This window comes from Demequina pilifera (genome assembly GCF_048814985.1).
Taxonomy (GTDB): domain Bacteria; phylum Actinomycetota; class Actinomycetes; order Actinomycetales; family Demequinaceae; genus Demequina.
Genome location: NZ_JBMDTW010000002.1, coordinates 63203 through 76269, shown reverse-complemented (window position 1 = coordinate 76269; position 13067 = coordinate 63203). Strand labels below are relative to the sequence as shown.

At 71.9% G+C, this 13067-nt stretch carries 12 protein-coding genes; 10 read left to right on the top strand and 2 right to left on the bottom strand.

Going from position 1 to position 13067, the window contains the following annotated elements; translation table 11 throughout:
- The first annotated feature begins 15 nt into the window (after window positions 1-15).
- The 8 genes from ACNI14_RS03135 to ACNI14_RS03100 all read left to right on the top strand — a co-directional run bounded on the left by ACNI14_RS03135 (window position 16) and on the right by ACNI14_RS03100 (window position 9276).
- A complete protein-coding gene (locus tag ACNI14_RS03135; RefSeq protein WP_420518508.1) occupies window positions 16-990 on the top strand; it encodes a phosphatidate cytidylyltransferase in 975 nt (324 codons plus the stop codon).
- Window positions 987-2096 carry a dual-specificity RNA methyltransferase RlmN gene (rlmN, locus tag ACNI14_RS03130; protein ID WP_420518507.1) on the top strand — a complete coding sequence of 370 codons (1110 nt, stop codon included), beginning with the start codon at window positions 987-989 and terminating at the stop codon, window positions 2094-2096. The genes ACNI14_RS03135 and rlmN overlap by 4 nt, the downstream gene beginning before the upstream one ends.
- The gene (locus ACNI14_RS03125; RefSeq protein WP_420518506.1) at window positions 2096-2650 is read left to right on the top strand and encodes a DivIVA domain-containing protein; all 555 of its coding nucleotides are present in this window, start codon (window positions 2096-2098) and stop codon (window positions 2648-2650) included. The genes rlmN and ACNI14_RS03125 overlap by 1 nt, the downstream gene beginning before the upstream one ends.
- Window positions 2647-3795 carry a 1-deoxy-D-xylulose-5-phosphate reductoisomerase gene (gene dxr, locus ACNI14_RS03120; RefSeq protein WP_420518504.1) on the top strand — a complete coding sequence of 383 codons (1149 nt, stop codon included), beginning with the start codon at window positions 2647-2649 and terminating at the stop codon, window positions 3793-3795. Before ACNI14_RS03125 ends, dxr begins: the two co-directional genes overlap by 4 nt.
- 60 nt (window positions 3796-3855) lie before the next feature.
- On the top strand, window positions 3856-5166 hold the full coding sequence (locus ACNI14_RS03115) for a M50 family metallopeptidase (RefSeq protein WP_420518503.1): 1311 nt from the start codon (window positions 3856-3858) through the stop codon (window positions 5164-5166).
- 45 nt (window positions 5167-5211) lie between these two features.
- A complete protein-coding gene (gene ispG, locus ACNI14_RS03110; protein ID WP_420518502.1) occupies window positions 5212-6366 on the top strand; it encodes a flavodoxin-dependent (E)-4-hydroxy-3-methylbut-2-enyl-diphosphate synthase in 1155 nt (384 codons plus the stop codon).
- Window positions 6363-7283, top strand: a complete 921-nt coding sequence (locus tag ACNI14_RS03105) for a GNAT family N-acetyltransferase (protein WP_420518501.1) — start codon at window positions 6363-6365, stop codon at window positions 7281-7283. The genes ispG and ACNI14_RS03105 overlap by 4 nt, the downstream gene beginning before the upstream one ends.
- Window positions 7284-7482: 199 nt before the next feature.
- Window positions 7483-9276: a proline--tRNA ligase gene (locus ACNI14_RS03100; protein ID WP_420518894.1), complete on the top strand. Its 1794-nt coding sequence runs from the start codon at window positions 7483-7485 to the stop codon at window positions 9274-9276.
- Window positions 9277-9286: 10 nt separating this feature from the next.
- Here the strand turns inward: ACNI14_RS03100 and ACNI14_RS03095 are convergent, their stop codons facing one another.
- Together ACNI14_RS03095 and ACNI14_RS03090 are read right to left on the bottom strand one after the other, a co-directional pair.
- On the bottom strand, window positions 9287-10351 hold the full coding sequence (locus ACNI14_RS03095; protein ID WP_420518500.1) for an alpha/beta hydrolase: 1065 nt from the start codon (window positions 10349-10351) through the stop codon (window positions 9287-9289).
- A gap of 87 nt (window positions 10352-10438) precedes the next feature.
- Window positions 10439-11428: a hypothetical protein gene (locus ACNI14_RS03090; protein WP_420518499.1), complete on the bottom strand. Its 990-nt coding sequence runs from the start codon at window positions 11426-11428 to the stop codon at window positions 10439-10441.
- Between the two features lie 90 nt (window positions 11429-11518).
- Between ACNI14_RS03090 and rimP the strand changes: the two genes are divergently transcribed.
- A complete protein-coding gene (rimP, locus tag ACNI14_RS03085; RefSeq protein ID WP_420518497.1) occupies window positions 11519-11983 on the top strand; it encodes a ribosome maturation factor RimP in 465 nt (154 codons plus the stop codon).
- A 52-nt stretch (window positions 11984-12035) separates the two neighbouring features.
- Window positions 12036-13064 carry a transcription termination factor NusA gene (gene nusA, locus ACNI14_RS03080; protein ID WP_420518496.1) on the top strand — a complete coding sequence of 343 codons (1029 nt, stop codon included), beginning with the start codon at window positions 12036-12038 and terminating at the stop codon, window positions 13062-13064.
- Window positions 13065-13067 lie beyond the last annotated feature (3 nt).

Below are 13067 nucleotides of genomic sequence, written 5' to 3'. Positions count from 1 at the left end.
CTCCGGGGCCGACTCATGAGCATCCTCCGACGCCGTCGCGAAGCCGACGCCCACCCCGAGGCCGCACCCGCGGCCACATTCGGCATCGCGGTCGAACACGACGGCGTCGACGACCCCCGGGTGGACCCCGCCGAGCCGCGCGGCGTGGAGGAACCCGTGCCGCAGGTCGCACCCGTGTCGCGGTCCGGCCGCAACATGCCCATCGCCGCGGCCGTGGGACTGACCCTGCTCGGCGGCGTGATCGCCGCGGCATGGTGGCACCCCGCGGCCCTCGCGGCGCTGATGGCTCTCGCGTGCTTCGCCGCGGTAGTCGAGTGGCGGCGAGTGCTCGCACGCAGCGATCGCCGCATCCCCCTGGCGCCCATCGGCCTCGCCACCGTGGGCCTGCTGGTGGCGACCTGGTACGGCGGCCCGGAGGGGCTCGCGGTGGCGCTCATGGTCGGTTGCGCCGGGACCGTCGCGTGGCGAGTGGTCGACGAGCGGATCGAGAACACGCTCGCGGATTCTCTCGCGTCCATGCTCACCCTGCTGTGGATTCCGTTCCTGGCATCGTTCCTGCTGCTCATGGAGCTGTCGCCCGACGGGTGGCAGCGGGTGGTCGTGGTGATCCTCGCGGCAGTCGGCTCGGACACGGGCGGACTGTTCGCCGGGATGCTGTTCGGCAAGCACCCCATGGCGCCGCGCGTGAGCCCCAAGAAGACGTGGGAGGGCCTCGCGGGAGGCCTCGTGCTCGGCACGGTCACCGCGTCGATCGCGGCGTACTTCTTCTTCGACGGGCGCTGGTGGGTCGGCGCGGCCGTGGGCTTCGCGGCCGCGACGGCCGCCGTGCTCGGCGACCTGGCCGAGTCCGCGCTCAAGCGGGACATCCAGGTCAAGGACATGTCCAGCGTGATCCCGGGCCACGGCGGGATCATGGACCGCATCGACTCGCTGCTCTTCGCCGCGCCCGTGGCCTATGTCGTATTCGGACTTCTGTTAGGGACCTCATGACCGACCGCCCACTGATCCAGATGGCGGCGCCGCGGCGCGGCAAGCCGCCTCGCCACTTCGCCGACCTGACTCACGACGAGCGCGTCGACGCGGTGCGTGACATGGGCCTGCCGGCGTTTCGCGCCAAGCAGCTCGAGAACCACTACTACACGCACCTCACGGTCGAACCCGGCGAGATGACGGACCTCCCTGCGGGGTCCAAGGACGAGCTCGCGGCTCAGATGTTCCCGCCCCTGATGTCCCCGCTGACGTCGCTCGTCGCCGACGGCGGCGCGACGCGGAAGACGCTGTGGACCCTCCACGACGGCGTGAAGGTCGAATCGGTGCTGATGAAGTACCCCGAGCGCGCGACGCTGTGCGTCACGAGCCAGGCCGGCTGCGGAATGGCGTGCCCATTCTGCGCCACCGGGCAGATGGGGCTCACCCGCAACCTGTCGGCCGCGGAGATCATCGAGCAGGTGCGGCTCGCGGCCCGCGCGTCCCGTGACGGCGAGCTGGGCGAGCCGGTGCGGCTGTCGAACGTGGTGTTCATGGGGATGGGGGAGCCGCTGGCCAACTACAAGGCCGTCATGCAGACGGTGCGGGCGCTCGTCGCACCCGAGCCGCACGGCTTCGGCCTGTCCGCGCGCCACGTCACGGTGTCCACCGTGGGGCTGGTGCCCGCCATGGACAAGCTCACCAAGGAGGGCATCCCGGTCACCCTCGCGCTGTCGCTGCACGCTCCCGACGACGAGCTGCGCAACGAGATCGTCCCCATCAACACCCGCTGGACGGTCGACGAGGCGCTGGACGCCGCGTACCGCTTCTACAAGGCGACCGGCCGGCGCGTGTCGATCGAGTACGCGCTGATCCGCGACATGAACGACCAGGCGCACCGCGCGGCGATGCTGGCACGCAAGCTGCGCGAGCGCGGGGACGGCTGGGTGCACGTCAACCCGATCCCGCTCAACCCGACCCCCGGCTCCAAGTGGACCGCGTCCGACCCCGAGGTCGAGCGAGAGTTCGTCCACACGCTGCGCGCTCACGGGATTCCGACGACTATCCGGGATACTCGAGGCAGTGACATCGACGGCGCCTGCGGGCAGCTTGCGATCAAGGAGGATTGATGGCGGACCTGTTCCCCCGCGTGGGCACCTTCACGCTCGGGTACCGTGCCCCGGAGGTGGACGAGTACTTCGGCCGCGCGCGCGACGCGTACGAGCAGCCGGGGCGCGCCGACGAGCTCGCGGCGATCGACGTCCGGCGCGCGAGCTTCGATCTGAAGCGCGGCGGGTACTCGACCGCCGCGGTGGACTCGGCGCTCGACCGGCTCGAGGTCGCTTTCGCCGTGCGGGTGCGCGAGCGCTACGTCAAGGAGCACGGCCAGGACGCGTGGATGGCGGACCTCGCGGAACGCGCTCAGGCTCTGTACCCCCGCCTGCGCCGACCCGCGGGCGAGCGCTTCGCGGCGCCGCCGACCTTCCGCACCGGCTACGACCGCAGCGAGGTCGACGCCGTGCTGAACCGGCTCACCGCCTTCTTCGATCAGGGCCGGCCGCTGACCGCAGAGGACATCCGCGTCCTCACCTTCAAGCGTCGCCGCTCGTGGGCCGCCTACGAGGAGCGCGTGGTGGACGCGTATCTCGCGCGCGCCGTCGACATCCTGCTCGGGGTCGCGTGAGCGAAGCGCGCACCGTCTCGCTGCTGGGGTCCACCGGGTCGATCGGCACCCAGGCGCTCGACGTCATCGCACGGCACCCCGAACGCTTCGACGTCGTCGCGCTCGCGGCCGGCGGCGCGGACCCGGAGATGGTGGTGGCGCAGGCCAAGGCCGTGCGTCCCTCCCTGGTCGCCCTCGCCTCGGCCGATGCGGCGGCCGTCGTCGCACGCGAGCTTCCGGGCGTCGAGGTCGTGGCGGGGCCCGATGCGGTCGTCACCGCGGCAGGCTGCGGCGCCGACGTCGTGCTCAACGGGATCACCGGCTCCGTAGGGCTGCGCCCTACGCTCGCCGCGCTCGAGGCGGGCAGCACCCTCGCGCTCGCGAACAAGGAGTCGCTCGTCGCCGGGGGAGCGCTGGTCAAGGCGGCCGTGCGCCGCCCCGGCCAGATCGTCCCGGTCGACTCGGAGCACTCGGCGCTCGCACAGGCGCTGCGCGGCGGCCGTGCCGAGGAGGTGCGCCGTCTGGTCGTGACCGCCTCGGGAGGGGCGTTCCGCGGCCGCACCCGTGCGGAGCTCGCCGGCGTCACCACGGCCGATGCGCTTCGCCATCCCACCTGGGACATGGGCCCGGTCGTGACCATCAACTCGGCGTCGATGGTCAACAAGGCGCTCGAGGTCATCGAGGCGCACCTGCTGTTCGACATCCCCATGGACCGGATCGACGTCGTGGTCCACGCTCAGTCGGTGGTGCACTCGATGGTCGAGTTCATTGACGGCAGCACGCTCGCGCAGGCATCGCCGCCCGACATGAGGCTGCCGATCGCGCTCGGGCTGGCGTGGCCGGACCGGCTGGCGGATGCCGTCCCGGGGTGTGACTGGACGCAGGCCACCTCGTGGACCTTCGAGCCCCTCGACGAGGACGCCTTCCCCGCCGTGCGCGTCGCGCGCGCGGCCGTGGCCGCATCGGCCCTCCATCCCGCCGTGTTCAACGCCGCCAACGAGGAGTGCGTGCAGGCGTTCGTCGACGGCAGGCTGCCGTTCCTCGGGATCGTCGACACCGTCCGGGACGTTGTCGAGCAGTACGAGGCCCCCGCGGAGCTCTCGCTCGCGGCCGTCGACGAGGCGGAGCGGTGGGCGCGCGAGCGGGCCGCGGCGGCTATTGGCTGACGTCGCGCAACTGAAACGACGCCGGGCATGTGGAATGACACTGAAACGTAGGGTAGGCGCATGGACACGCTGATCGGCATCGTGGTGCTGGTGGTCGGGCTGCTGGTCTCGATCGCGCTCCACGAGGTGGGGCACATGGTGCCCGCCAAGAAGTTCGGCGTGCGTGTGAGCGAGTACTTCGTGGGCTTCGGCCCCCGGCTGTGGTCGCGACGCGGCCGCGAGACTGAGTACGGCATCAAGGCCATCCCGCTCGGCGGCTACGTGCGGCTGGTGGGGATGATCCCGCCCGAGGAACGGGTCAAGCCCGTGCGCGGCACGGGTTGGGCGTCCCGGCTGATCGCGGATGCGCGCGAGGTGGCCGTCGAGGAGATCCAGCCCGGCGAGGACGCCCGCGCCTTCTATCACCTCGCGTGGTGGAAGAAGGCGATCGTCATGCTCGGCGGTCCGCTCGTGAACCTGATCCTCGCGGTGCTGCTGTTCACCGGCGTGCTGATGGCGATCGGTGCGCCTACCGCGACGCTCACCGTCGGCTCCGTGCTGCCGTGCGAGCCCGCGCCGGCCTCGACTGAGTGCGCTGCGGGCGACCCGCCTTCTCCGGCGATCGAGGCCGGTCTGCAGGACGGTGACACCATCACCGCCGTCGGTGGCACGCAGGTGGACGACTGGGAGCAGGCGACGAGCATCATCGCCGACTCGCCGGGGGAGACGCTCGCTCTGGACGTGATGCGCGGCGGCGAGACCGTCGCGCTGACGGTCACGCCGAGCGCGCGCGACCGGGTGGTGCTCGACGACGATGGCCAGGCCGTCGTTGATGGCTCCGGCGCGGCCGTGCTCGAGACTGTCGGGTACCTCGGCATGATGTCCGAGGTGGTGACCGTCCGTCAGCCAGCGACCGCGGGCGTCGTGCAGACGGGCGACTACTTGGCACGCACGGTCGAGGTGGTCGCGACGCTGCCGGTTCACCTGTACGACGTGTCGCGTGCCGCCCTGGGGCTCGAGGAGCGCAGCCAGGACTCGATCATGGGAGTCGTGGGTGTGGGCCGCGTGGCGGGAGAGATCTCCGGAATCGAAGCCGAAGGCTACGGGCTGACGGAGAAGATCGCGAACTGGCTGACGCTGCTGGGCGGCCTCAACCTGGCGCTCTTCGCGTTCAACATGATCCCGCTCGTGCCGCTCGACGGCGGCCACGTCGCCTCTGCCGTGTGGCAGGGCATCAAGAACGGCTGGGCGCGGCTGCGATCGCTGCCCACGCCCGCGCCGGTCGACGTGGCGAGGATGATGCCCGTCGCCTACGCCGTGTTCGGAATTCTGCTGGTGATGGGCGTTGTTCTCATCTACGCGGATATCGTCGCGCCCGTGAGGATCGTGTGACATGCCGTGGACCAGCTTCGCTGATGATGAGGAGATAATGACACCGTGACCGCCATCGGACTAGGAATGCCCGCGATGCCCCCGCCCACGCTCGCGCCCCGCAAGAAGACGCGCAAGATCAAGGTGGGCTCTGTCGATGTGGGCGGCGACGCCCCGGTGAGCGTCCAGTCAATGACGACCACCAAGACCACCGACATCAACGCCACGCTTCAGCAGATCGCGGAGCTGACCGCCTCGGGCTGCGACATCGTGCGCGTCGCGTGTCCGACGCAGGACGACGCGGACGCGCTGCCGATCATCGCCAAGAAGTCGCAGATCCCCGTGATCGCGGACATCCACTTCCAGCCCAAGTACGTGTTCGCGGCGATCGAGGCCGGCTGCGCGGCCGTGCGCGTGAACCCCGGCAACATCAAGAGGTTCGACGATCAGATCAAGGAGATCGCCCAGGCCGCGAAGGACCACGGCACGTCGATCCGCATCGGCGTCAACGCCGGTTCGCTGGATCCGCGCCTGCTGAAGAAGTACGGCAAGGCCACCCCCGAGGCGCTCGTCGAGTCCGCGGTGTGGGAGGCGAGCCTGTTCGAGGAGCACGACTTCCACGACTTCAAGATCTCGGTCAAGCACAACGACCCGGTGATCATGGTCGAGGCCTACCGCCAGCTCTCCGAGCGCGGCGACTGGCCGCTGCACCTCGGCGTGACCGAGGCCGGTCCCGCGTTCCAGGGCACCATCAAGTCCGCGACGGCCTTCGGCGCGCTGCTCAGCGAGGGCATCGGCGACACCATCCGCGTGTCCCTGTCCGCCCCTCCCGTCGAGGAGGTGAAGGTGGGCATCCAGATCCTGCAGAGCCTCAACCTGCGCCCCCGCAAGCTGGAGATCGTCTCGTGCCCGTCGTGCGGTCGCGCCCAGGTGGACGTGTACGAGCTCGCGGAGAAGGTGACCGCCGGCCTCGAGGGCATGGAGGTGCCGCTGCGCGTGGCCGTCATGGGCTGCGTCGTGAACGGACCCGGAGAGGCCCGCGAGGCGGACCTCGGTGTGGCCTCCGGCAACGGCAAGGGGCAGATCTTCGTCAAGGGCGAGGTCATCAAGACGGTGCCCGAGAGCCAGATCGTGGAGACGCTGATCGAAGAGGCGATGCGCATCGCCGAGACCATGGAGCCCGAGGAGGGCGCGACCCCGCAGGTGATGGCCGGGTCATGACCGATTCGCTGCTCCGGCGCGCACAGCACAGCCTGGCGCCGGCGCAGCGTCGCGACATGCAGGAGATCCGCGACCTGTGCGCGGAGGACCCGGTCGCGAATGTGGTGCCGATGGCACACGTCGAGTCGGCACTGCACTCCGGCTCGGTGCCCGCCGGCCTGTGGGTGGTCCGCCGCCGTGCCGGCTGGGGCCGCGAGATGGCCGGTGCGGTGTGGGCCGGCTCGAACGTGTGCCCCGTGCTTCCGGACATCGATGCGGACTCCGCCGACGAGCGCATGGCCGACGTCGCTGCCGCCGTCGTGGGCCGCATCAGCCGGCCCGCCGCGCTGGTCGGACCGGCCCAGGTCACCCTGGATCTGTGGGGCCGGGTCGAGCCCTGGTGGGGGCCCGCGCGCGAGGTGCGTCCGCGCCAGGTGTCCATGCGGATCGACGGCCCCGCCCGTCACGTGCCGCCGCTGAACGCCGCGGACCTGCAGCTCGAGGCGGTGCGGCTCGCGCGCGAAGAGGACTACGACGCGCTGCTGCCCGCGTGCGTACACATGTTCATCGGCGAGGTCGGATACGACCCCATGCGCCACGGTCGCGCCGCGTACGAGGACCGGCTGCACCGGCTGGTGCGCAGCGGCCGCGCGCACCTGCAGTACGGGCTGGCCGAGGGGCGCAGGCAGGTGGTGTTCAAGGCCGAGGTCGGGGCGCTCGCGGGCGGCGTCGCGCAGCTGCAGGGGGTGTGGGTGCACCCGGAGCTGCGGGGACGCGGGCTGGCGCGCGCGGGACTCGCGGCCGTGGTCGCGGCGGTCCACGCCGACACCGCCCCCACCGTGTCGCTGTACGTCAACGACTTCAACGCCCCCGCGCTCGCCTCGTACGACGCGGTGGGCTTCACCCGGGTGGGGACCTTCGCGACCGTCATGTTCTGAACGGCCCGGCGATGATCTGAACGGCCCGGCGTCCCGTCGCCGCGCGGTGGTGCCGGTGCCGCCCACCCCAGCCCACGCATCGGCCGCACGAGCAGCAGTGCGGAACCCGCAGATGCGGCATCCGCACTCACGAGCAGGCGACCCGTCAGTGGCGAGGGCGCGCGCCCCGGGCGCCACTAGGCTGGTGCGCATGCTTCGCATGTCCACACTCTTCCTGCGCACCCTCCGCGAGGACCCGGCCGACGCCGAGGTCGCCTCCCACCGCCTGCTGCTGCGGGCGGGCTACATCCGCCGTGCGGCCCCCGGCATCTACTCGTGGATGCCGCTCGGCCTGCGCGTGCTCGCCAAGGTCGAGGCCGTGGTGCGCGAGGAGATGGCGCGGGCCGGCAGCCAGGAGGTGCACTTCCCGGCGCTGCTGCCCAAGGAGCCGTACGAGACCACCGGACGGTGGGAGGAGTACGGACCCAACCTGTTCCGGCTCAAGGACCGCAAGGGCGGCGACATGCTGCTCGCACCCACCCACGAGGAGATGTTCACGCTGCTCGTGAAGGACCTGTACTCGTCGTACAAGGACCTGCCGCTGTCGCTCTACCAGATCCAGAACAAGTACCGCGATGAGGCGCGACCCCGCGCGGGGCTGCTGCGCGGCCGCGAGTTCATCATGAAGGACGCGTACTCGTTCGACATCGACGACGCGGGGCTCGAGGCCTCGTACCAGGCCCAGCGCGCCGCCTACATCCGGGTGTTCGACCGGCTCGGCATCGACTACGTCATCGTGTCCGCGACCTCGGGTGCGATGGGCGGCTCCAAGTCCGAGGAGTTCCTCGCGCCCACCGAGATCGGCGAGGACACGTACGTGCGCTCGCCCGGCGGCTACGCCGCCAACGTCGAGGCCGTCACGACCCCGGTGCCGGACGCCGTGCCGTACGACGACGCGCCCGCCGCGCACGTCGAGGACACCCCGGACACCCCCACGATCGACACCCTCGTGGCGCATGCCAACGCCCACCACCCGCTTCCCGACCGCGAGTGGACCGCGGCGGACACCCTCAAGAACGTGGTGCTCGCGCTGACCTCGCCGGCGGGGGAGCGCACGCTGCTCGCCGTCGGCCTGCCGGGCGACCGCGACGCCGACATGGCCCGTCTCGAGGCCGCGCTGGCGCCCGCTGTCGTCGAGCCCGCGACCGAGGCGGACTTCGCTCGCCACCCCGAGCTCGTCAAGGGCTACATCGGCCCCGGTGTGCTCGGGCCGCAGTCCCGCACCACCGGCGTCGAGCGCGGCGACGAGGACGACGCCGCGATCCCGTACCTGCTGGACCCCCGGATCGTCCCGGGCACCAGGTGGATCACCGGGGCGAACGAACCCGGCCGCCACGTGTTCGAGCTGACCGCGGGCCGCGACTTCACGGCCGACGGCACGGTCGAGGGCGCCACGGTGCGCGAGGGCGACCCCGCTCCGGACGGCTCCGGCCCCCTCGAGCTCGCGCGCGGCGTCGAGATCGGCCACATCTTCCAGCTGGGCCGCAAGTACGCGCAGGCCCTGGGCCTGCAGGTGCTCGACGTCAACGGCAAGCAGGTCACCGTGACGATGGGCTCGTACGGCATCGGCGTCACCCGCGCCCTCGCGCTGCTCGCGGAGCTGAACCACGACGAGCTGGGCCTGATGTGGCCCCCGCACGTCGCTCCCTTCCACGTGCACGTGGTCGCGGCCGGCAAGGACCAGGCGGTCCTGGACACGGCCGAGCGGCTCGCGGGGGAGCTCGAGGCCGGCGGCGTCGAGGTGCTCTACGACGATCGCCCCAAGGTCTCGCCCGGGGTGAAGTTCAAGGACGCGGAGCTGCTGGGAGCGCCGTTCATCCTCGTGGTGGGCCGCGGGCTCGCCGACGGCGAGGTCGAGCTCAAGGTGCGCTCGGCCGGCACCAGCGAGGCGGTTCCGACGGCCGATGCGGTCGCGACGGTCTCGGCACGCGTGCGCGAGGCGCTCGGCGAGTAGGCGCTGGTCGTCAGTCGGCGGGTGCCTCCAGCGCCGCGTCGAGGAACGCGATCACACGCTGGGGCCACACCTCCGGCTCGGTGGCCAGACCGCCCGTGTGGGCGGCGCTCGGGATCTCCCAGGTCTCCACGTGAGAGGTGCCCCGTGCGACCCACGTGGAGGCCATCGCCTCGTCCGGCACCTTGCCCGAAGAGATGAGCAGGATCGGCGCACGCGTGGCGGCGGCAGCGTCGCGCAGCGTGCCGGGTCGCGGGGCGTCGGTCATCGCGACCACGAGCGCGTCGCGCTCCAGGTCCATCCCTCGCTGCAGCCACCCGAGTGGATGGCTCGGCAGCCAGCCGGCCTTGTCCGCCGAGGTGCGTTGCGTCGCACCCTCCGCCACCACCGCCCGAGCGCGCGGATCGGCCCCCGCCGCCCCGACGGCTGACTCGCCGCCCATCGACAGCCCGACCAGGCCCAGGCGTTCGGGGTCGACGCCGTCGATCGCGGACAGCGTGTCCAGGGCCGCCGCGAGGTCGGCCTCGCCCCACCACCCCAAGTCCATTGCCCGGCCCGTGGAGTCGCCGTGCCCACGAGCGTCGATCGCGAGCACGCCGTAGCCTGCCTCGGCGAGCACCTCCGCATGTGTGACCACTGCGTCCCGCGTGGACCCCGCGCCGTGGGCCAGGACGACTGCCGCACCCGTCGTGGTGGGGACGTACCAGCCGGCCAGAGTCACGCCCTCACCGGCGTCGACAGACACGTCGATGGCGCCCGCCGGCCGTCCTCCCTGGTAGGCGGCGTGCGGCGGGTAGGCGGCCCACACGGCCACTGCCGCCGGAAACGCCACCACGAGCACTCCGATGCCGCCGCCGACGAGCAGCGCCGCGCGCGAGAGGGGCCGGGAGGCGGTGCGTCCTGTCACGAGGATGAGGCCTGCGACGATCGCGATGGTGACAAAAGTGCCGGCGGCGACGCCGAGCGTCAGCCCGTCCTTGCCCCAGCGAGCGGGCCCGACGCTGGCGGCGATCCCCAGCGCGACCGCGCTGAGAGCGAGCGCGGCGACGATGCCGACCCCTCGGAGCACCCGTGCCATGGCCGCCTCCCTCTCGTCACGATAGAACCGCGGTGAGGGGCTCGGCATGGGACCGAGGTCACGGCCGGGCGCGTGCTTGCCGGAGTGCTACTCGCCGACTGTTGCCGCCAGGCCAGGCAGGGCGGGCACCTCGAAGGACTGCGCGGTCGGTGCGCCGAACGCGGCCGCCTGGGCGTAGGCGTCGAAGGCCGCGTGCAGCAGCCACGGCACGTCCCCCGCGGGCGCGCCGTCGAGCAGCGCCGCGTACGTCTGTCCCGCGCGGGTCTCGAGGTCCCGCGCGGCGGCCGAGCGCGAGGCCGAGTCGGCGGAGCCGTCACCGGTGAGCACGTAGACGGGCTCGCGGCGGTCCTCGACACCCGGGAGCCGCGCCAGTGCCGCCGCCCGGGCGCGCTGGAGCTCGCGGCGCGCGAGCCACTGGTCGCGCTCGTCGTCCGTCGCGCGCGCCGCGAGCACCTCGTAGGCGTAGCGGGCCTGGTCGTGCATGACCGCCAGTTCCGCCAGAGTGTCGGTGTCGATCCCCGTCGACGCAGGCACGGGCCCGGAGTCAGGCAGCGAGCCGGACGGGATCGAGCGCTCCGCGACGATCGGCTCGGTGGATTCGGCGATCGCGTCCGCGACCCACGCGGCGTACCACGACGACAGCGCGTGAGACAGCCCCGCGGAGGCCAGCAGGAAGGCGAGGTCGGAGTCCTCGGCGACCAGCGCATCGGCCAGGTGGCCGTCGCGTGCCTCGACCCCCAGGCCGATGAGGTCGACCCGTTCGGCGGACGGCGAGGGAGACGGGGACTGCGGGTAGGGAACGTAGAAGCCGCCGAGCGCGTCCAGGCGCTCCTGTGCGGCGGCCGACTCGATCTGGCTGAGGACCGTCGCCTGCGCGGTGGTGGCGCCGTCGGCGCCCGCGCCTCCCCAGGTCGCCTCCACGATCGCCTGCTCCCGCGCGGCGGCGGCGTCGCGCATCACCGTCACCGGGCCGGGGGAGGGCCACTCGGGCGGGGGAGTCTCGAGCCGCCAGGAGCACGCACCGAGGGCGAGCACCGCAACGGCGACGGCCGATGCGCGCAGGAGTCGGGCCGTCATGGCCGCCATCCTTTCATGGCGGGCCACTACACTGTCCTTCGACGAACTTCAGGAACGGACCGCTGCCTAAGCGCACAGGAGGCTGAGCCCATGGACCTCACCAGCAGAATCGCCGAGCTCGCCGCGCCAGCCGCACGGGAGGCCGGGCTGGAACTCGACTCCGTGACCGTGACCGCCGCGGGCAAGCGCTCGCGAGTGCTCGTCGCCGTCGACCTTCCCGAGACCGAGGTCGGCTCCGCGGATCTGGACGCAGTCGCGGCCGCCTCGCGCGCGATCGGCGCCGCTCTCGACGAGGCGAACGTGCCGTCCACGCCGTACCTCCTCGAGGTCTCGACCCCTGGCGCCGACCGCCCTCTCACCGAGCGTCGCCACTTCATGCGTGCCCGCACGCGCAAGATCGCGCTCACGCTCGCGACCGGCGGAAAGCTGGCCGGTGTGCTCGAGGACGTCGACGGCGACGTGCTCGTGATCGCGGCCGAGGGCGTGACCGAGCGGGTGGCCATCGCGGACGTCGCGCAGGCCAACGTGGTCGTCGAGCTCAAGCGGCTCGACTGACCTGCGTCGCCCGAAGAACCGTACATTGACCGAACAGCAGTAAGGAGGCGGCATGGACATCGACATGCAGGCCCTGAGGGGTCTCGAAAGAGAGCGCGACATCCGCCTCGACATTCTGGTCGACGCGATCGAGCAGGCGCTCGTGTCCGCGTATCACAAGACGCCGGGCGCGTACCGGCACGCGCGGGCGCACGTGGACCGCGACACCGGAAAGGTGTCGATCTACGCCCGCGAGGATCCGGACCCGGAGGGCGACGAGCCGGTCGAGGCGCAGCCGGAGTTCGACCACACCCCCGACAACTTTGGCCGGATCGCGACCTCGACCGCGCGCCAGGTGATCTTCCAGCGCATGCGCCAGGCCGGGGACGACGCCGTGCTCGGCGAGTACGCGAGCAAGGAGGGCCAGCTGGTGTCGGGCATCATCCAGCAGAGCGCGGACCCGCGCAACGTCCACGTCGACATCGGCGACGTCGAGGCGATCCTGCCGCCGCACGAGCAGGTCCCGACCGAGCGCTATGAGCACGGCCAGCGACTGCGCGGCTACGTGCTCGACGTCGGCCGCGGCATGAAGGGCCCCTCGATCACCCTGTCGCGCACCCACCCGGGACTGGTGCGTCAGCTCTTCGAGATGGAGGTGCCCGAGATCGCGGAGGGCACCGTCGAGATCATGAGCCTCGCGCGCGAATCCGGCCACCGCACCAAGATGGCCGTGCGCGCCCTCGAGCCGGGCGTCAACGCCAAGGGCGCCTGCATCGGCCCCATGGGCTCCCGCGTGCGCGCCGTGATGAGCGAGCTGCGTGGAGAGAAGATCGACATCGTCGACTGGGACGAGGATCCGGCCACGTTCGTGGGCAACGCGCTGTCGCCGTCGCGGGTCGTGTCGGTCACGGTGGTGGACGAAGAGGCGCGCGCCGCGCGCGTGATCGTGCCCGACTTCCACCTGTCTCTCGCGATCGGCAAGGAGGGGCAGAACGCCCGCCTGGCGGCGCGGCTCACGGGATGGCGGATCGACATCAGGTCCGACGAGGACACCGACACCCCGGGGCGCGTCGGGGTCCCTCGTTCCGCGCCGGAGCGGTGACGC

What these genes read in the sequence shown, in the direction of transcription:
- rlmN (WP_420518507.1), top strand. Translation starts at nt 987, where the DNA reads ATGACCGACCGCCCACTGATCCAGATGGCGGCGCCGCGGCGCGGCAAG.
- ACNI14_RS03090 (WP_420518499.1), bottom strand. Translation starts at nt 11,428, where the DNA reads ATGACGGCCCGACTCCTGCGCGCATCGGCCGTCGCCGTTGCGGTGCTC.
- ACNI14_RS03100 (WP_420518894.1), top strand. Translation starts at nt 7,483, where the DNA reads ATGTCCACACTCTTCCTGCGCACCCTCCGCGAGGACCCGGCCGACGCC.
- nusA (WP_420518496.1), top strand. Translation starts at nt 12,036, where the DNA reads ATGGACATCGACATGCAGGCCCTGAGGGGTCTCGAAAGAGAGCGCGAC.
- ACNI14_RS03125 (WP_420518506.1), top strand. Translation starts at nt 2,096, where the DNA reads ATGGCGGACCTGTTCCCCCGCGTGGGCACCTTCACGCTCGGGTACCGT.
- ACNI14_RS03135 (WP_420518508.1), top strand. Translation starts at nt 16, where the DNA reads ATGAGCATCCTCCGACGCCGTCGCGAAGCCGACGCCCACCCCGAGGCC.
- ACNI14_RS03105 (WP_420518501.1), top strand. Translation starts at nt 6,363, where the DNA reads ATGACCGATTCGCTGCTCCGGCGCGCACAGCACAGCCTGGCGCCGGCG.
- rimP (WP_420518497.1), top strand. Translation starts at nt 11,519, where the DNA reads ATGGACCTCACCAGCAGAATCGCCGAGCTCGCCGCGCCAGCCGCACGG.
- ACNI14_RS03115 (WP_420518503.1), top strand. Translation starts at nt 3,856, where the DNA reads ATGGACACGCTGATCGGCATCGTGGTGCTGGTGGTCGGGCTGCTGGTC.
- ACNI14_RS03095 (WP_420518500.1), bottom strand. Translation starts at nt 10,351, where the DNA reads ATGGCACGGGTGCTCCGAGGGGTCGGCATCGTCGCCGCGCTCGCTCTC.